The 16578-nt window shown below is 67.1% G+C and carries 12 protein-coding genes; 6 read left to right on the top strand and 6 right to left on the bottom strand.

Annotation, left to right across the window (positions count from 1 at the left end):
• Positions 1-319: 319 nt before the first annotated feature.
• Both ACZLIF_RS02565 and ACZLIF_RS02560 read right to left on the bottom strand, forming a co-directional pair.
• Complete coding sequence (locus ACZLIF_RS02565; protein WP_053516988.1) at positions 320-1204, bottom strand: OmpA family protein; 885 nt, start codon at positions 1202-1204, stop codon at positions 320-322.
• Complete coding sequence (locus ACZLIF_RS02560) at positions 1201-1566, bottom strand: DUF4398 domain-containing protein (RefSeq protein WP_053516990.1); 366 nt, start codon at positions 1564-1566, stop codon at positions 1201-1203. The genes ACZLIF_RS02565 and ACZLIF_RS02560 overlap by 4 nt, the downstream gene beginning before the upstream one ends.
• A 121-nt stretch (positions 1567-1687) precedes the next feature.
• Here ACZLIF_RS02560 and ACZLIF_RS02555 point away from each other — a divergent pair, with 121 nt between their 5' ends.
• From ACZLIF_RS02555 to ACZLIF_RS02545, 3 genes are all read left to right on the top strand, one after another.
• The gene (locus ACZLIF_RS02555; protein ID WP_053516991.1) at positions 1688-2815 is read left to right on the top strand and encodes a PilT/PilU family type 4a pilus ATPase; all 1128 of its coding nucleotides are present in this window, start codon (positions 1688-1690) and stop codon (positions 2813-2815) included.
• Between the two features lie 131 nt (positions 2816-2946).
• Positions 2947-4230, top strand: coding sequence for a putative DNA modification/repair radical SAM protein (locus ACZLIF_RS02550; protein ID WP_445393886.1), 1284 nt, complete (start codon positions 2947-2949; stop codon positions 4228-4230).
• On the top strand, positions 4211-5707 hold the full coding sequence (locus ACZLIF_RS02545; RefSeq protein ID WP_128988221.1) for a UdgX family uracil-DNA binding protein: 1497 nt from the start codon (positions 4211-4213) through the stop codon (positions 5705-5707). Before ACZLIF_RS02550 ends, ACZLIF_RS02545 begins: the two co-directional genes overlap by 20 nt.
• Before the next feature lie 32 nt (positions 5708-5739).
• Here the strand turns inward: ACZLIF_RS02545 and maiA are convergent, their stop codons facing one another.
• Entirely contained in the window at positions 5740-6408 is a 669-nt protein-coding gene (maiA, locus tag ACZLIF_RS02540; RefSeq protein ID WP_053516994.1) for a maleylacetoacetate isomerase, read from the bottom strand.
• A 14-nt stretch (positions 6409-6422) separates the two neighbouring features.
• Entirely contained in the window at positions 6423-7412 is a 990-nt protein-coding gene (locus ACZLIF_RS02535; protein WP_111186697.1) for a fumarylacetoacetate hydrolase family protein, read from the bottom strand.
• An 878-nt stretch (positions 7413-8290) separates the two neighbouring features.
• On the opposite strand from ACZLIF_RS02535, the gene ACZLIF_RS02530 reads away from it, so the two are divergent.
• Entirely contained in the window at positions 8291-9703 is a 1413-nt protein-coding gene (locus tag ACZLIF_RS02530) for a DEAD/DEAH box helicase (protein WP_065175363.1), read from the top strand.
• 113 nt (positions 9704-9816) lie between these two features.
• Here the strand turns inward: ACZLIF_RS02530 and ACZLIF_RS02525 are convergent, their stop codons facing one another.
• Positions 9817-12411 carry a M14 family zinc carboxypeptidase gene (locus tag ACZLIF_RS02525; protein WP_478462303.1) on the bottom strand — a complete coding sequence of 865 codons (2595 nt, stop codon included), beginning with the start codon at positions 12409-12411 and terminating at the stop codon, positions 9817-9819.
• Between the two features lie 73 nt (positions 12412-12484).
• Positions 12485-15124: a TonB-dependent receptor plug domain-containing protein gene (locus ACZLIF_RS02520; RefSeq protein ID WP_128988903.1), complete on the bottom strand. Its 2640-nt coding sequence runs from the start codon at positions 15122-15124 to the stop codon at positions 12485-12487.
• 193 nt (positions 15125-15317) lie between these two features.
• Between ACZLIF_RS02520 and queD the strand changes: the two genes are divergently transcribed.
• Together queD and ACZLIF_RS02510 are read left to right on the top strand one after the other, a co-directional pair.
• Positions 15318-15680: a 6-carboxytetrahydropterin synthase QueD gene (gene queD / locus ACZLIF_RS02515; RefSeq protein ID WP_128988905.1), complete on the top strand. Its 363-nt coding sequence runs from the start codon at positions 15318-15320 to the stop codon at positions 15678-15680.
• 115 nt (positions 15681-15795) lie between these two features.
• Positions 15796-16149, top strand: coding sequence for a phasin family protein (locus ACZLIF_RS02510; RefSeq protein ID WP_065175367.1), 354 nt, complete (start codon positions 15796-15798; stop codon positions 16147-16149).
• Positions 16150-16578: the final 429 nt, after the last annotated feature.

Below are 16578 nucleotides of genomic sequence, written 5' to 3'. Positions count from 1 at the left end.
ACCTCCTTCGACAGATACGCGAACGCCCCGGCCGCAAGGCACGGGGCGTTGTTCATGGAGGAGCGCCGTTCGATGGCTGCATGGGTGCGCACAACGACCTGCGGCACTGGCCTGCGCACGTCGGTCTGCTGCGGTTCGCGCCCTGCTTGCATCGGCCCGGCCCTCCCATCGTCCGGTCCGCGGCATTGCGTCCCGGACGATTGACCCTACGCCTGCTCCGGGCGGGGTACAAGACCCCTGCGACAAAAAGACCGAACCCCGCCGGGGCGGGGTTCAGGCTGAATGCTCAACGCAACGAAAAACAAACAATATCAATCAATTACGGGGCGATGATGACCTCGGCCGAGCGTGCCCGGGTCGACGCCGCCTTCTTGCCGCTGATCTGGATGCGGTTGCTGGCGACACCGCCCGCCACCAGTGCATCACGCAGGGCCTCGGCGCGCTTCTGCCCGACGCCGTTGGCGCTGTCGTAGGCTTCGATGCGCAGCCGGCCCTTCTTGCCGATGTTCAGGTACTCGGCCAATGCCTTGGCCTGGTTGCGCGCCCCGGCGGACAGACTGGAGCCGCCAGCTCCGAAAGCATCACCGGCGAAGGTGAAGACCTCGCCGCGTCCGTCGAACTTCGAGCCCGGCAGCTTCTGCCCGGACACCAGCTCGGCCTCCTCGCGGGCCAGTTTCGCCGCATTCTGCTGGGCCGCGCTCAATCGCTGCTGCTGCTTGCCGGCCACGCTGGTCAGGGCGTTCTCGGCGTCCTGCCGCGCCAGCGTCTCGGCCTCGGCAGCCTGACGCAGGCGTTCAGCTTCCTCGGCCTGCATCTGCGCCTGCATGCGCAGCTGTTCGGCCTCCTGGCGGGCGCGGGCGGCATCGCGGCGGCTCGCCTCGATCAGCAGGTCACTGCGGGTCCGCTCGAGCCGATCGACCTCACGGGCGGCCAGGGCCGCGCGTACGGCGGTCTCGGCGATCTCGACCCGGCGCTGGGCCAGGTAGGTCGCCAACTCCTGGTCGCGGCGCTTGGCCTTGTCCAGGGTGGCAATGGCCTGCTGGGCCTGCATGCGCTCGAAGGCGCCCAGTTCGGCGGTGTCCGGATTGGCCTGGATGGCCATCAGGCGCTGGCTCAGCTGGGCCACCACGGGGTTGTCGGCCGCCAGGGCAAGGGTCGGCAGAGCCAGCAGTACGGCCAGGGTTGCGGCGTTCACGGGTTTCACCGGCGGTCCTCCCCGGTCGAGAGCTGGCGCTGCAGCTGGTTCACCTCGTTGCGGCGCAGCTGCAGCTGCGCGGTGGCAGTGGCCTCCTCGCTGCGGGCGCGGGCCAGGTCGGCATCGGCCGCCGCGCGCAGGGCCATGGCCGGGGCGTTCTTGCGTTCGCGGCGATCGCCAGCGGCGCGCTGCGCCTGCTCCAGGCCCTGCCGGGCCAGATCGATCAGGTCCGGGGCGTACTGGTCGGCATCGGCCTGGGTGGCCTTGTCCACCGCCTGCCGGGCCTGGGCCAGTTCCAGCGCACCGTCCTGCGCCCAGGCGGGGGCAGACAGTGCGAATGCAAACGCCATCACATACAGGCCGTGGCGCATTCGTGCGAAGCTAGGTCGTTTCATTGGGGAGGCCGTACCGGTTGTCGGTTCACGGCCATTGTCGTCAAGCCAGCGCCGTGCTTGCAACGGGCGCCGGCAGTTTCGTTGGGGAAAATTCGCGATGGATATCGGCTACTTCCTGAAGCTGATGACCGAAAAGAACGCCTCGGACATGTTCCTGACCACCGGAGCACCGGTCTACATCAAGATCGAGGGGAAGCTTTATCCGCTGGGCAACACCGGCCTGCCGCCCGGCATGGTCAAGAAGATCGCCTATTCGCTGATGGACGAGGGCCAGGTGCCGCAGTTCGAGCGCGAGCTGGAGCTCAACATGGCCATCGCCCTGGCCGATGCCGGCCGTTTCCGGGTGAACGTGTTCAAGCAGCGGGGCGAGGTCGGCATGGTCATCCGCGCCATCCGCAGCCGGATCCCGAGCATCGAGGAGCTGAACCTGCCGCAGGTGCTGAAGGACGTCATCATGACCCCGCGCGGGCTGGTGCTGGTGGTGGGGTCCACCGGTTCCGGCAAATCGACCTCGCTGGCGTCGATGATCGACCATCGCAACAGCACCACGACCGGACACATCCTCACCATCGAGGATCCGATCGAGTACCTGCACAAGCACAAGATGTCCATCGTCAACCAGCGTGAAGTGGGGCTGGACACCCATGCCTTCCACAATGCGCTGAAGAACGCGATGCGCGAGGCACCGGACGTCATCCTGATCGGCGAGATCCTGGATGCCGAGACGATGGAAGCGGCCATCGCCTTCGCCGAGACCGGCCATCTGTGCCTGGCCACGCTGCATTCCAACAATGCCGACCAGACCATCGAGCGGATCCTCAACTTCTTCCCGGAAAGCGCGCACAAGAACGTGCTGATGAACCTGGCGCTGAACCTGCGTGCGGTGATCAGCCAGCGCCTGGTGAAGAACAAGGACGGCCGCCGTCTTCCAGCCACCGAGGTGCTGATCAACACCCCGATGATCCGCGACCTGCTGCGACGCGGCCAGGTGCACGAGATCAAGGCAGCGATGGAAGCCTCGCTGGAAGAAGGCATGGAGAGCTTCGACCAATGCCTGTTCCGGCTCGCCAAGTCCGGCGTGATCGAGCAGGAGGAAGCCTTGCGCGCTGCCGATTCGCGCGACGGCCTGGCGCTGAAGTTCCGCCTCTCCGAAGGCAGCAGCGGCGAGCACGACCCGTACGCCGACTATTCAGCAGGCCAGCCGAGCATCACCCACGGCTTCTGATCCACCCCCGCCGGGCCATGCCCGGCGGCAGTGCACGCCCGTCGGTAGCGCCGGGCCATGCCCGGCGGCAGATCCTGAAGAGTTCAGGGGCTGTCTCATCCAATGAGACAGCCCCTGCGTAGCGTGCCGTCATGGACACCCTCCGCAAGCTGGCCATTCTTGCCGACGCCGCCAAATACGACGCCTCCTGTGCTTCCAGCGGGTCCGGCAAGCGCGACTCCCGGACCAGCGGTGGCATCGGCAGCACCGAGGGCATGGGCATCTGCCACAGCTACACGCCGGACGGCCGCTGCGTGTCCCTGCTGAAGATCCTGCTCACCAACTTCTGCGTCTACGACTGTGCGTACTGCATCAACCGCGTCTCCAGCAACGTGCCACGCGCGCGTTTCAGTGTGGATGAGGTGGTCGCGCTGACCCTGGACTTCTACAAGCGCAACTACATCGAGGGCCTGTTCCTTTCCAGCGGAATCATCCGCAATGCGGATTACACGATGGAGCGCCTGGTGGAAGTCGCCCGCCAGCTGCGCGAGGAACATCGCTTCGCCGGCTACATCCACCTCAAGACCATCCCCGAAGCATCGCCGGAACTGCTGGCAGCGGCCGGCCGGCACGCCGACCGTCTTTCGATCAATGTCGAACTGCCCACCGAGGCCGGACTGACGAAACTGGCTCCGGAGAAGACCGTCGGCTCGATCCGCGGCGCCATGGGCGAGCTGCGCTGGCGCATCGAGGAAGCCAAGGAGGCCGGCAAGGCATCGCGTGCGGTCACCGCGGGCGCGCCGCGCCGGACGCGAGCGAAAGCCCCGCGCTTCGCACCGGCGGGGCAGAGCACGCAGATGATCGTCGGTGCCGATGGCGCCAGCGACAGGCAGATCCTCTGCAGCGCCGACAATCTGTACGGCAGTTACCGGATGCGCCGCGTCTACTACTCGGCGTTCAGCCCCATTCCCGACGCCAGTCTGCAGTTGCCGGTGCAGCCGCCGCCACTGCAGCGCGAGCATCGGCTGTACCAGGCGGACTGGCTGCTGCGCTTCTATGGCTATGGCGTGGAGGAGATCACCGACACCGCGCAGGGGGGCATGCTGGATCTGGACATCGATCCGAAGATGGCTTGGGCGATCCGCCATCCCGAGCGCTTCCCCGTCGACCTCAACCGTGCGCCGAAGGAACTGCTGCTGCGGGTTCCCGGGCTCGGCGTACGCAACGTGAAGCGCGTGTTGATGGCGCGCCGCCATGGCCGGCTGCGGGTGGCGGACATTGCGAGGCTGAAGGCACCGATGGGCAAGCTGCTGCCGTTCGTGCTGCTGGCTGACCACCAGCCACGCAAGGCGCTGGAGGATCCTGTGGCATTGCGCGCGCGCCTGGCCCCGCCGCCCCGCCAGGGATCGCTGTTCGATGCGCCGCCGGCGGCCTGACGCCCAGCGCTGGTCGCTGCGGGTCGATCCCCCGTGGTCGCTCGATGCCTGGCGGGGTGCAGCGCGCGAAGCGCTGCTGCGCGGACTGTCGCCCGAGCAGCTGGACTGGTTGGAAAGCGGCGCCGGGTCGTTGCTGGACGCTCCAGCAGCGACCCAGGCCCCGCTGCTGGAAACGCCCCCCGTACCGCATGTGCCGAGTGCGTTCCTTGAGCTGGCCTCCACCTGCCTGTGCCATGCCGATGCGCAGCCGATGCCACTGCTGTACCGGCTGCTGTGGCGGATCGTGCACGGCGAGCGCGCGCTGCTCTCCAATCCAACCGACGCCGATGTGCTGCGCGCGATGACGATGGCGCAGGCGGTCCGCCGCGACACGCACAAGATGAAGGCGTTCGTGCGCTTCCGCGAGATCCCCGGCGAGCAGGATGCCTTCATCGCATGGTTCGAGCCGCAGCATCGGATCGTCGACCGGGTCGCGGCGTTCTTCGCACGCCGCTTCGCTGGCATGCGCTGGGCCATCCTCACCCCCTACCGGAGCGTGCACTGGGATGGCCAGGCGCTGTCCTTCGGCGCTGGCGGGCACCGCGAGCAGGCGCCGGCGGAGGACGCGCGCGAGACGCTCTGGCAGACCTACTACGCGAGCATCTTCAATCCCGCACGCCTCAACACGCGGATGATGCAGCAGGAGATGCCTGCCCGGTACTGGCGGCACCTGCCCGAGGCGCAGCTGCTGCCCGGGCTGATCCGCGATGCTGGCGACCGCGTGCAGGCCATGCACGATCGCCCGGCGCAGCCACCCCAGCGGCGGATTCCATCACGGCAGGCGACATCCCCGGTCCCCTCACCCTCCAGTGATCTGGCTACCCTGCAGCGCCAGGCAGCGGGCTGCCGGCAGTGCCCCCTGTGGGAGTCCACCACCCAGGTGGTGTTCGGTGAAGGGCCTGGCGATGCACGGGTGATGCTGGTCGGCGAACAGCCGGGTGACACCGAGGACCTGTGCGGACGCCCCTTCGCGGGACCTGCCGGCGCCCTGCTGGACCGTGCCCTGACCGAGCTGGGTATCGCCCGCTCCACGCTGTACCTGACCAACGCAGTGAAGCATTTCCACCACGAGAGGCGCGGCAATGTGCGCCTGCACAAACGTCCGCAGGGCCGCCATGTGCAGGCCTGCCGTCCGTGGCTGCTGGGCGAGATCGAGCGGGTGCGGCCGGCGATCATCGTGTGCCTGGGCGCAACTGCGGCGTCGGCGGTGTTCGGCAGCCATTTCAGCCTGACGCGTGATCGTGCCCGTTGGCACACCCTGCCGGATGGCACCCGGGGCTCTGCCACGGTGCATCCCGCATGGGTGTTGCGGCAGGCCGACGAGGTCCGTCGAGAAGACGCCTACCGGCTGTTCCGCGATGACCTGCGGCAGTTGCTCATCGGGGATGCGGAATCCACCGGGCGTCGCCCCGCGCTGCCACCGACCAGCGAGGGGTAGCGCCGGACCATGCCCGGCGATCGCAGCGGCAATCAGGCCGCGTCGACCTGGTTTTCGGGGCGCGCACGCTCGAATGCGTCCAGCGCCTGGCAGGCGGCTTCGATGCGGCGCAGGGTCGGATACGGCGACAGATCCAGACCAAAGCGATGTGCGTTGTACACCTGCGGCAGCAGGCAGATGTCGGCCAGGCCGGGCCGGTCGCCATGGCAGAAGGTGCCGGTGTCGCTGCTGCCGGCCAGCAGGGTTTCCAGGGCCGCAAAGCCTTCGGCGATCCACTGCAGCGTCCACTGGGTGCGGACATCGGCGGACAGGTGCAGGCCGCGTTCCAGATGCTGCATCACCCGCAGGTTGTTCAGCGGATGGATGTCGCAGGCGACCAGCTGCGCCAGTGCACGCACGCGGGCGCGGCCGGCCGCATCGGCCGGCAGCAGCGGCATCTGCGGAAAACGTTCGTCCAGATACTCCAGGATCGCCAGCGACTGGGTCAGCACCTGCCCGTCGTGCAGCAGGGTCGGCACCCGCTCCTGCGGATTGAGTACGCGATAGGCTTCGCCGTGCTGTTCACCACCGTCGCGCAGCAGATGAACCGGGCGCGCCTCCCAGCGCAGGCCCTTCAGCTCCAGGCCGATGCGCACGCGGTAGGCGGCGCTGGATCGCCAGTAGGTGTACAGCACGATGCCGTCGTCGACCGGGATCTCCATCGCCGCGTCCCTCCTCAGGGCCTGGCCGCCTGCTCGATGCGCTGCTCGATCGCACCGAAGATGCTGTTGCCGGCGGCGTCGAACATTTCAATCCGCACCACGTCGCCGAACGACATGAACGGTGTGCTCGGCTTGCCGTCGCGCAGGGTTTCCACGGTGCGCTGCTCGGCAAAGCACGAAGCGCCCTTGCTGGTGTCCTCGTTGGCGATGGTGCCCGATCCCACGATGGTGCCGGCGCCCAGCGGACGGGTCCTGGCCGCATGCGCCACCAGCTGGGCGAAGTTGAACTGCATGTCCACGCCTGCCTCCGGCGCACCGAACCACGCACCATTGATGTGGGTGACCAGCGGCAGGTGCACCTTGTTGTCCTGCCAGGCGTCACCCAGTTCGTCAGGGGTGACGAACACCGGCGACAGTGCCGAGCGCGGCTTGGACTGCAGGAAGCCGAAGCCCTTGGCCAGCTCGCCCGGAATCAGGTTGCGCAGCGAAACGTCGTTGACCAGACCCACCAGCTGGATGTGGCCGGCGGCCTGCTCCGGGGTGACCGCCATCGGCACGTCGTCGGTGATGACCACCAGTTCGGCCTCCAGATCGATGCCGTACTCCTCGCTGACCACCTTCACCGCGTCGCGCGGGCCGTAGAAACCGGCACTGGTGGCCTGGTACATCAGCGGGTCGGTGTAGAAGCTTTCCGGAACCTCGGCCCCGCGGGCGCGGCGGACGCGCTCGACGTGCGGCAGGTAGGCGCTGCCATCGACGAATTCATAGGCGCGCGGCAGGGGCGCCGCCAGCGTCTGCGGGTCCAGGTCGAACACGCCATCGGCGTCACCGGCATTCAGTGATTCGTAGAGCGCGTTCAGGCGCGGTGCGACACGGCTCCAGTCCTCCAGGGCCTGCTGCAGGGTGGCCGCGATGCCGGTGGCGCGGACGCCGTGGCGCAGATCACGCGAGACGACGATCAGGGTGCCGTCGCGGCCGCCTTCCTTCAAAGAACCAAGCTTCATGGGTGGGTGTCCGGAGTCATGGGCAAACAAGTTTCAAGTGTAATCAAATATGGGGCGGCGCCAAGCTGCAGCGCCGCATCGCTCCACCCTACCGTAGCGGGGGTCAGGCAGGGCTGCGCCCTGCACCTGCTTCAAGCCAGGGCAACGTCAATGGCAACAGCCGGCTCTGGGTTGTCTGCGGATTTGGCGGGGCGGTGTGGGCGGGCAGGACACGCCGTAAACCCATCCCTGGGGGCTCGATGGCGCCATCCATGGCGCCAACGGTCCTGCCCGCCCACACCGCCCCACCTTTGAAAGTTTCCCGGTGACGGTCGGTAGATCCACGCCACGCGTGGATGAAACCTTTCGGATATCGAAATCCAAACGGGGGTCAGATCCGTTCCGCCAGTTCGCAGGAAACTGTCGAAGGCGGGGTGGGTCCGGTGGCGGGAGTGTCCGCGGCATGGATGCCGCGGCCAAGCCCCCAGGGACGGGTTTACGGCGTCTCCCGCAACCGGACCCACCCCGCCTACCTTCAGGAAGCCCGCTTTTGACGTTGACGTTGACGTGGCTTCGGCCTCTGCGGGTGCAGGGCGCACCCCTGCAGAGAGAACCCTTACCTGAACAGGCCTTTTTGCGTGAAGTCTCAAACATCGTTTAGACTTGCGGAGTCTGCAGCGGCCGTCCGTTTCCCTCCGGGATCGCCGGCGACCAGGGTCCGCCCTCTTCGCCCGCCCCCACTCCGACGCCGTTCGTCACGCATTCCAGCCTGCGCTTCGTGCCGGCTGCACCCAATTCTCGCAGCGCGGTTCACGGGAACGCTCCGAGTCAGCCGATCAGTTTGATCTGCCCCCGTCTGTCCATTCGGACAGGCGTTTCTTGTACTTGGAGCACACTCGATGTCTTTTGAATCGCTGGGCCTGGCGCCCTTCCTGCTGCGTGCGCTGGCCGAGCAGGGCTACGAAAACCCGACCCCGATCCAGCAGCAGGCGATCCCGCTGGCGCTGGCCGGTCGCGACCTGCTGGCCGGCGCACAGACCGGCACCGGCAAGACCGCAGCCTTCGGCCTGCCGCTGCTGCAGCATCTGGGCACCGCGCCGCAGGAAGTGCGTGGCGGTGGCCCGCGCAAGCCGCGCGCACTGATCCTGGCCCCGACCCGCGAGCTGGCCACCCAGGTGCATGACAGCCTGCGCGGCTACAGCAAGTATCTGCGCATCCCCAGCGCCTGCATCTACGGCGGCGTCGGCATGGGCAACCAGCTGGACATCCTGCGCCGTGGCGTGGACCTGCTGGTAGCCTGCCCGGGCCGCCTGATCGATCACCTGGAGCGTCGCAGCATCGACCTGTCCGGCATCGAACTGCTGGTGCTGGACGAAGCCGACCGCATGCTGGACATGGGCTTCCTGCCGTCGATCAAGCGCATCCTGGCCAAGCTGCCCAAGCAGAACCGTCAGACCCTGCTGTTCTCGGCCACATTCGAGGACAACATCCGCCAGCTGGCGCTGGAGTTCATGCGCAACCCGGAACAGATCCAGGTGACGCCGAAGAACACCGTGGCCGAGACCATCACCCATCGCGTGCATCCGGTCGACGCCGGCCGCAAGCGCGACCTGCTGCTGCACCTGCTGGCACAGGACAGCCGTGAGCAGACCCTGGTGTTCGCCCGGACCAAGCACGGCAGCGACAAGCTGGCCGCGTTCCTGGAGAAGTCGGGCATCAAGACCGCGGCGATCCATGGCAACAAGAGCCAGGGCCAGCGCCTGCGTGCGCTGGGTGACTTCAAGGCCGGTCGCGTGACCGTGCTGGTGGCCACCGACATCGCGGCGCGCGGCATCGACATCAACGAGCTGCCGAAGGTGATCAACTTCGACCTGCCGATGGTCGCCGAGGATTACGTGCACCGCATCGGCCGCACCGGCCGCAACGGCTCCACCGGCCAGGCGATCTCGCTGGTGGCGCAGGACGAGGTCAAGCTGCTGCGCGCAATCGTGCGCCTGCTCGGACGCGACATGGACATCCGCGATGTGCCGGGCTTCGAACTGCAGGTGCCGATCCGCTGGGGCAACAGTGCGCCGGGCAAGGCCGAGCACGACACCGGCGAGCGCGCCCCGCGCAAGAGCCACGCGCGACGTCCGCACGGCGATGCGCCGCGCCATGCCCACGCCGGCCCGAAGAAGGCCGGTGGTGGCCGTCGTGAGGGCGGTGGCAACGGCCAGCAGCGTGCCGGCGCTGGTCAGGGCCAGCGTCGTGGCGGAGGCGGCAACGGCGGTGGTCGTGGCCGCGGCCAGGGCGGCGGCGGTCGCGCCGGCTGATCCTGACTGACAGGAATGAGGCGTCCCGCTGCGCGGGGGGCCTTGCATCGGGGACGGCGCTGGCGCGCCGTCCCTTTTTTGTTGCCCGCGCATCAATCAATGCGCCAGACGCCTCACCCGCGTGCTTTCGCCGGATTCGCCAGATTCCCGAAGAAGATCGCATTGATCAGCAGTCGATCCGTGCCATGCCAGTACTTGCGGTGTGCCGGATCATCGGCGAACAGCACCACGTTGCCCTTTCCCTGGGCCGACACCAGCAGCCACGCACTGCCTGCCACCCGCGCACGATTGCGCTCGGACAAGTAACCGTTGACCCGTGGTGACGCGTCGATGCGCACCACCGTCGAGAACGGATTCGCACTCGGCTGCAGCGTCACGCTGTTTTCCTTGTTCACCGCCAGCTGCCGGCCCGGCACGCCGAACGCCAGGGGATGGCTGGTATCGACATCGGCGCTGAGGATGTTGCCGCTCACCCGCTCGATCGCAGCGATGTCGCGCTGGTCACCGAAGGCGCGACGGGATTCGTCGCCGGCCTCTTCGTTCTTGCCGGTCTTCTCGCCATCGGCGAGCTTCTGTTCGATCGCCCACTTCGACGCGCTGCCATAGGTCACCAGCGAGCCGCCGGCCTGCACCCAGCGCTTCAGTGCGGCCACCGCGGTCGCATCGACACTGCTGTAGGTGCCACCGGACAACACGAGGGTGGTGTAGCGATCCAGCGGAACCTTGCCCAGCTGCTGCGGATCCAGCTTGCTGGCCGGCAGGTGCAGGTGCTGGTCCAGCAGGAACCAGGCCGATCCGATCTCGGTGGCCGCCACGCCTTCGCCCATCACCAGCGCCACGGCCGGCTTGCGCAGTGCCTTCACGCCATCGCTGCCGAGATCGATGCCCTCGCGGCTGCGGCCACTCGACAACGCATGCACCTGTACGCCCGAAGCACGTGCCGCCGCGGCCACCGCGTCGAGCAGGGCCGCCCCCTGCAGTGGCTGGCCGGCGACCGGAACGACGATGCTGCCGGCCGCGAAAGCCACATCGCCCTGTGCGGTTCCGGCGGTGAACGGCTGGAATGCAGCGCGGGCGGCCAGTCCCCTGCCCTGCAGCTCGGCCAGCGCACGGCTGGCGTTGTAGTCACGCCAGTCGATGGCATAGGCGAACCCCGCCTGGCCGCCGACGACCGCGCCCTGCAGCGGCGGCAGCTCGCTCACCTGTGCACCACCGTCGATGCGGCTGCGGCTGCCGGCGAAGGCCACGCCGTAGGCCGGCGCGATGGCGTAGCTGGTGCTGCCATAGAACACGTCGCCCTTGATCGGCGGCGTCTCGGCGAAGATCGAGTGCACCAGGCGGAACTGCGCCTGCTGCACGGGCACGACATAGGCACTGCCTGCCTGGAAGCGCTTCCCCTCGACGGTGACATCGCGATCCAGCGCGCGTACCTCGATCCGGTGCAGGAGCAGCAGTTCAAGCAGGCGCCGGGTCAACGCCGGATCATGCGCGTCGCCGAACACGAAGGTCTTCTGCGGCTGCTGCGCCGCCTGCTTCAATGCGCTCTGGAAGAAGGTCTTCTGCAGGTCGAACAGGCCACTGCGCTCGGCCACCGCACCGCGCACCGTGCCCAGGCCGGTGGCGACCTGGTTGCGGATGGTGAACGGGAAGGTCAGCAGCCCGTTCACCGACTCCTGCACCCGTCCGCGCGAACTGGCCTGCTCGACGGTGACACCGACCGCGCCATGGAAGTCCGGATAGGTCGAGCCATACACCGGCGAGAAGTTGTCGAAGTTCTCACCCGTGTAGTACAGCGACCCCAGTGCGTCCAGCGCCTGTGCGTGGTACGTGGCCAGCGTCCTGTTGAACTCGTAGGAGGCGGCCGGGATCAACGGGCTGTGCATGCTCTTCGGCGAAGGCTCGAAGTAGTACGTGCTGTCCTTGCCCATCTCGTGGAAGTCGATCTGCACGTTCGGGTACCACTGGTGGAAGGCGGCCACCTTCGGCCGCGAATCCTGCTGGGTCAGCGCCAGCCAGTCGCGGTTGAGATCGGTGAAGTAATGGTTGGTACGCCCCTGCGGGAACGGCTCGACATGCTCCTTGTCGGCCGGATCGGCCGAGGCCGGGTCCGATGCCCAGGCGTTGTGCCAGTTGGCGGCACGGTCACGTCCGTCCGGATTCTGCGCCGGGTCGAACAGCACTACGGCCTGCTGCAGCCATTGCTGGGTTTCACTGCTGCGATTGGCCACCAGGTAATACGCGGTGAGCATCGCTGCTTCGCCGCTGGACGTTTCATTGCCGTGCACGCTGTAGCCCAGCCAGACCACCACCGGGCTGTCACCGGCTGCGCTGCGCGGTTGTGCCGGATCGACCAGGGTCGCGTGCTGCTGGCGGATCTGCTCCAACCGCGCCTGGTTGCTGGCCGCGGTGATGGTGGCGATCAGCAGGGGGCGGCCTTCATAGCTGCGTCCAATGTGCTGGACGCGGATCCTGTCCGAATGCCTGGCCAGTTCCTCGAAATAGGCGACCAACTGGTCGTGGCGGGTGTAGCGGCTGCCGATCGGATAGCCGAGGAACTGCTCCGGCGTGGGAATGGCGCTGTCGAACGCGTCGGCCGCGCTGGCCTGCGGGAAGAAATAGGCGCTCTGCGCCTGCGCCGACAACGCGGGGAACACTGCGCTGGCAGCGGCGATCAGCAACGGAAGAACGGCACGACGGTGGAAGGACACGGTGACTCCCCGGAAACAGGACGGCAGAGGGCAACGTGGCCGGTCACGGCAGGTGACCGGCCACGGCGTTGGATCAGAAGCGGTAGTCGAAGCCCAGTGTGAAGTAGCGACCCCGCAGGTCGTACTGGGTGAAGTCATACGGCGCACGGATGCCCGGGAACGACGCATCGTAGGGCGGCGTCTTGTCACCCAGGTTCTGCACCTTGGCGTACAGGGTCAGGCTGTCGATGCCGGTGTACCCCAGGTACAGGTCGTACTGGCTGTAGCTGCCGACACGCTGCTGCACGGCCTTGGCGGCGGTACTGGCTTCCTGCCGATAGCTGCTGGTGTAGTACCAGGTCACCGCCGCGTTGAAGTCGCCGTACTTCCAGTCCAGCGTGGTGGTGGCCTTGTCCTTGGGCAGGGTGGCGCCGAGGTTGCTGCCGGCGTAGTCGACCAGGGGCCCACCGACCACGGTCGGACGGCGGTAGTCACGGACGTGGGTGTAGGCCGAAGACAGGGTGAAATCTCCCAGGCGCGCCGTCGGAATGCGCTGGCGCAGTTCCACGTCGATGCCCGATGTCTTCAGCTCGCTCAGGTTCTGGTAGCGGTTGTAGACGGCCTGCAGCTTGCCGCGCTCATCGCGCTGCACGGCACCGGCAACGTTGTCGTTGATCAGCGTCTGGGTGTTGTTGGTGCCGATCAGGTTGTCGAGCTGGATACGGTAGTAGTCGACACTCAGATTGGTGTTCGCCCACGGTGACAGCACCACGCCGAAGTTCACGCTCCGGGTGCGCTCCGGCTTCAGGTCACTGTTGCCCACGGTGAAGAACGTCGGGCTCTGCCGCGAGCCGGGCACATCCGGGTCGCGCGGATCGACCACGCTGCCGTAGGAGATGCTGGTGCTGTTGGAGTTCTCCGACAGCGAGGGCGCACGGAAGCCCTTCGAGGCCGACGCGCGCACCAGCAGGAAGTCCAGCGGTTGCCAGCGCAGTCCGAGCTTCGGCGAGAACGCATCGCCGAAGTCATCGTAGTGATCGGCACGCGCAGCGGCGGACAGTTCCAGGGTCGAGGCCAGCGGCACGTTCACTTCCGCGTACGCAGCGCTGACCTGGCGCTCGCCGTGCACCTCGGCGATGGCCGGACGCACCTGCAGGCCGGCATCGATCTGCCAGGGGTTGTTCGAATCGAGCTTCTCGCGGCGCCACTCGGCGCCAGCGGCAAAGCCGATGTCACCGGCCCAGGTGCGGCCCAGGCTGCCCGAGATCTTCGCATCGACACCCTGCAGCTTCGATTCGGCCGGACGCAGCGTAGCGATGTTGATCGCATCACGCACCGACTGCGGGGTGGCCGCCGGGTCGAGCAGATTGTAGCTGCCGCTGGCCAGCGCATCGGCCAGCGCCCAGCGGTTGGCGAAGCCGCCCGAGACGGTCTCACGCTCGCTGCTGCGCGCACCGAACGCCGCCACTTCCCAGTCCCAGTTGGCGGTGGTGCCGCGCAGGCCGAACACGCCGCGATAGGCGGTGGAGCGGTTGGTCTTGATGGTGCCGCCGAGATCGAAGAACGTGTACTCGATCGGCACGGCACGCCCGTAGGGATTGTACGGATTGCCCGCCGGCAGCTGCGACGACACCGGCTCGGCCAGGCCGGTCTCGGCATTCAGGGCGAAGCGGCCGCTTTCCAGCGTGAAGAACGGGCTGCTGCCGAACCAGGCCGCGCTCTTGATCTGGCTGTACAGCACTTCACCGAACGCTTCGACGTTGTCGCCCAGGCGGAAGGTGCCGTTGGCATAGGCCTGGTAGCGCTTCGTGGATGGAATCAGCGTGGTGTACGGCGCTTGGTTGAAGCCGCAGGTGTCGCCAGCCAGGCCGTCGATCGGAGCGCTCGCGACGCGCGTGGTCCCGGTGGGGCAGTTGCCGCTGGCGTCGAGCATCGGCACCGACACGCCATTGATCAGATAGCGCGCACCCTTGGCCGACCAGCCGTTCCAGCGCCCGCCCGGCAGGTCGGTGTAGATGCCACTCTTGGTCAGATCGCGCTCGTCCTGGTCCAGGCGGTCGCGGTTGTAGCCCTGCAGACTGAACAGGATGTTGTAGCCATCGCTGTCCAGATCACCGAGGCCACCCACGAACTTCAGGTTCTGCTCGCGCAGGCCCCCTTGGTCGGCGCCTCCGAAGCTGCCACCGATCTCGGCACCTTCGAAGTTCTGGCGGGTGATGATGTTGACCACGCCGGCCACGGCATCGGAACCATACACAGCCGAAGCACCATCCTTGAGCACTTCGATGCGCTCGACCGCAACCAGCGGCAGGGCATTGAGGTCGACGAAGGTATCGGACAGGCCACCGGCCGGGAAGCCGTAGTTTGCCACGCGACGGCCGTTGAGCAGCACCAGCGTGTTCTTCGGTGACAGGCCGCGCAGGCCGATGCTGGCCGAGCCGGAGGCCCAGCCGTTGTTGGTGGTCTCGTTGTTGGCATTGCCGGTGTTGGCGGAGATCGAGCGCAGCACATCGGCGACGGTGGCCTTGCCGGTCTGTTCCAACTGCTGGCGGCCGATTACCTGCACCGGATTGGACGCCTCGGTATCGGCGCGCTTGATGTTGGAGCCGGTGACGCGGACGGCGGCCAGGGTACTGGCTTCGCCACTGGCGGCAGCGGTGGTTTCGGCGGCGGCGGACAATGGCGCGGCCAGAGCGGCGGCCAGGGCCGCCACGAGCAGGGTGTGCTGGGGCATGACGATGTGTGGGGTGGTGGTAGGGCGACGAAGTTCCGCAGTAATCCATGACTGGCCGGGGTCCGACCAATAACATCTCTTCATACGGATATAAGAGAAGCTAACATCTCTTCATCCGGATGGAAATAGTCACTCCGCTTCGGGGCCGGCGCGATCCCGGTCGGATGCGACAGCAGCGGCGTACAATCCGCTCATGGAAATCTTCAAAGTCTTCATGCTTGAGGCGGCCCACCGCCTCCCGAACGTACCGCCGGGGCACAAGTGCGCGCGCCTGCATGGCCACTCCTTCCGGGTGGAACTGAAGGTCGAGGGCGAACCCGGCGCGCAGAGCGGCTGGATCATGGATTTCGGGGACGTGAAGGCGGCCTTCCAGCCGATCTACGAACGCCTGGACCACCACTACCTCAATGACATTCCCGGCCTGGAAAACCCGACCAGCGAGAACCTGGCGGTGTGGATCTGGAACGAACTCAAGCCCGCGCTGCCGGCGCTGAGCGAGATCACGGTCCACGAGACCTGCACCTCCGGCTGCCGGTACCGGGGCCCCGGCGCCTGAACAACTCATTGATATCTAAAGGTTTCTAAAGGCGCCTTGGGCGCCTTTATGATTTTTGTTGCAATGCGGCATCATCGGCGTATGCTGCAATGCATCAAGTCCTTTCCTGACGCCCATGACCGCCGCCTTCAGCGATCGCTTCAGTGATGCCACCCGCCAGCTGGCCGCCGCCGCAACGCGCGCGAACCGGTTGGCGCTGGAGAACGCTGAAAGCATGTTCGGCGTGCAGCTGAAGGCACTGGAACGCAACCTGACCGCGACGGGCGGCTGGCTCGGCGAGCTGGCACGAAGCGAAGATCCGGCCGGATTGCTGTCGCAGGGCGCTCAGCTGTGGCAGGACAACCTGCAGCGGTTCGGGCAGGCCCAGCAGGACGTGGTCGGTCTTGGCCTGCTGGCTGGACGCTCCTGGTCCGAGCTGGTGCAGGGCTACAACGAATCAACAGCGGACGCGACCGGCCACACGCCCTGACGCGACGCTTTCGCTCATTGCATGGGTCCCTCCCCCCATGCAATCCGGACCCGGCAGATCCCTCCCTCTGCCGGGTCTTTTTTTATTCCTCGCCTGCGTGCAGATGCGCGTCTTCGCCCGAGCAGATCGCGAGCGCAAAGGCCTCGCGCCGGCCGGCAACGTGTGGGCAAATGTCCCCCGGCGCCGGCCTGTGGCCATCGCCTCCTCCTTTACTTTGCCCACACGCTGCCGACCACCACGATGCTCGGCTTGCGGCGCGTAGTGCCGTCGCTTCCGCACCTCTGCGCACCGATAACCCTGCACGCCGGGCGGATGCCCTTGTGTGCGAAGTAAAGGAGGAGGTGACGGCCACCGGCCGGCACCGGGGGACATTCGCACGCAAGGGCATCCGCCCGGCGCCACACGGAAAAACGCATACACCTGCGCACA

It is taken from the genome of Stenotrophomonas sp. 2201_Sma, from assembly GCF_056486685.1.
The sequence above is the reverse complement of the archived record's forward strand: the minus strand, read 5'-3'. Positions and strand labels throughout refer to the sequence as shown.

What these genes read in the sequence shown, in the direction of transcription:
- ACZLIF_RS02550 (WP_445393886.1), top strand. Translation starts at nt 2,947, where the DNA reads ATGGACACCCTCCGCAAGCTGGCCATTCTTGCCGACGCCGCCAAATAC.
- queD (WP_128988905.1), top strand. Translation starts at nt 15,318, where the DNA reads ATGGAAATCTTCAAAGTCTTCATGCTTGAGGCGGCCCACCGCCTCCCG.
- ACZLIF_RS02530 (WP_065175363.1), top strand. Translation starts at nt 8,291, where the DNA reads ATGTCTTTTGAATCGCTGGGCCTGGCGCCCTTCCTGCTGCGTGCGCTG.
- ACZLIF_RS02560 (WP_053516990.1), bottom strand. Translation starts at nt 1,566, where the DNA reads ATGCGCCACGGCCTGTATGTGATGGCGTTTGCATTCGCACTGTCTGCC.
- ACZLIF_RS02510 (WP_065175367.1), top strand. Translation starts at nt 15,796, where the DNA reads ATGACCGCCGCCTTCAGCGATCGCTTCAGTGATGCCACCCGCCAGCTG.
- ACZLIF_RS02555 (WP_053516991.1), top strand. Translation starts at nt 1,688, where the DNA reads ATGGATATCGGCTACTTCCTGAAGCTGATGACCGAAAAGAACGCCTCG.
- ACZLIF_RS02535 (WP_111186697.1), bottom strand. Translation starts at nt 7,412, where the DNA reads ATGAAGCTTGGTTCTTTGAAGGAAGGCGGCCGCGACGGCACCCTGATC.
- maiA (WP_053516994.1), bottom strand. Translation starts at nt 6,408, where the DNA reads ATGGAGATCCCGGTCGACGACGGCATCGTGCTGTACACCTACTGGCGA.
- ACZLIF_RS02520 (WP_128988903.1), bottom strand. Translation starts at nt 15,124, where the DNA reads ATGCCCCAGCACACCCTGCTCGTGGCGGCCCTGGCCGCCGCTCTGGCC.
- ACZLIF_RS02545 (WP_128988221.1), top strand. Translation starts at nt 4,211, where the DNA reads ATGCGCCGCCGGCGGCCTGACGCCCAGCGCTGGTCGCTGCGGGTCGAT.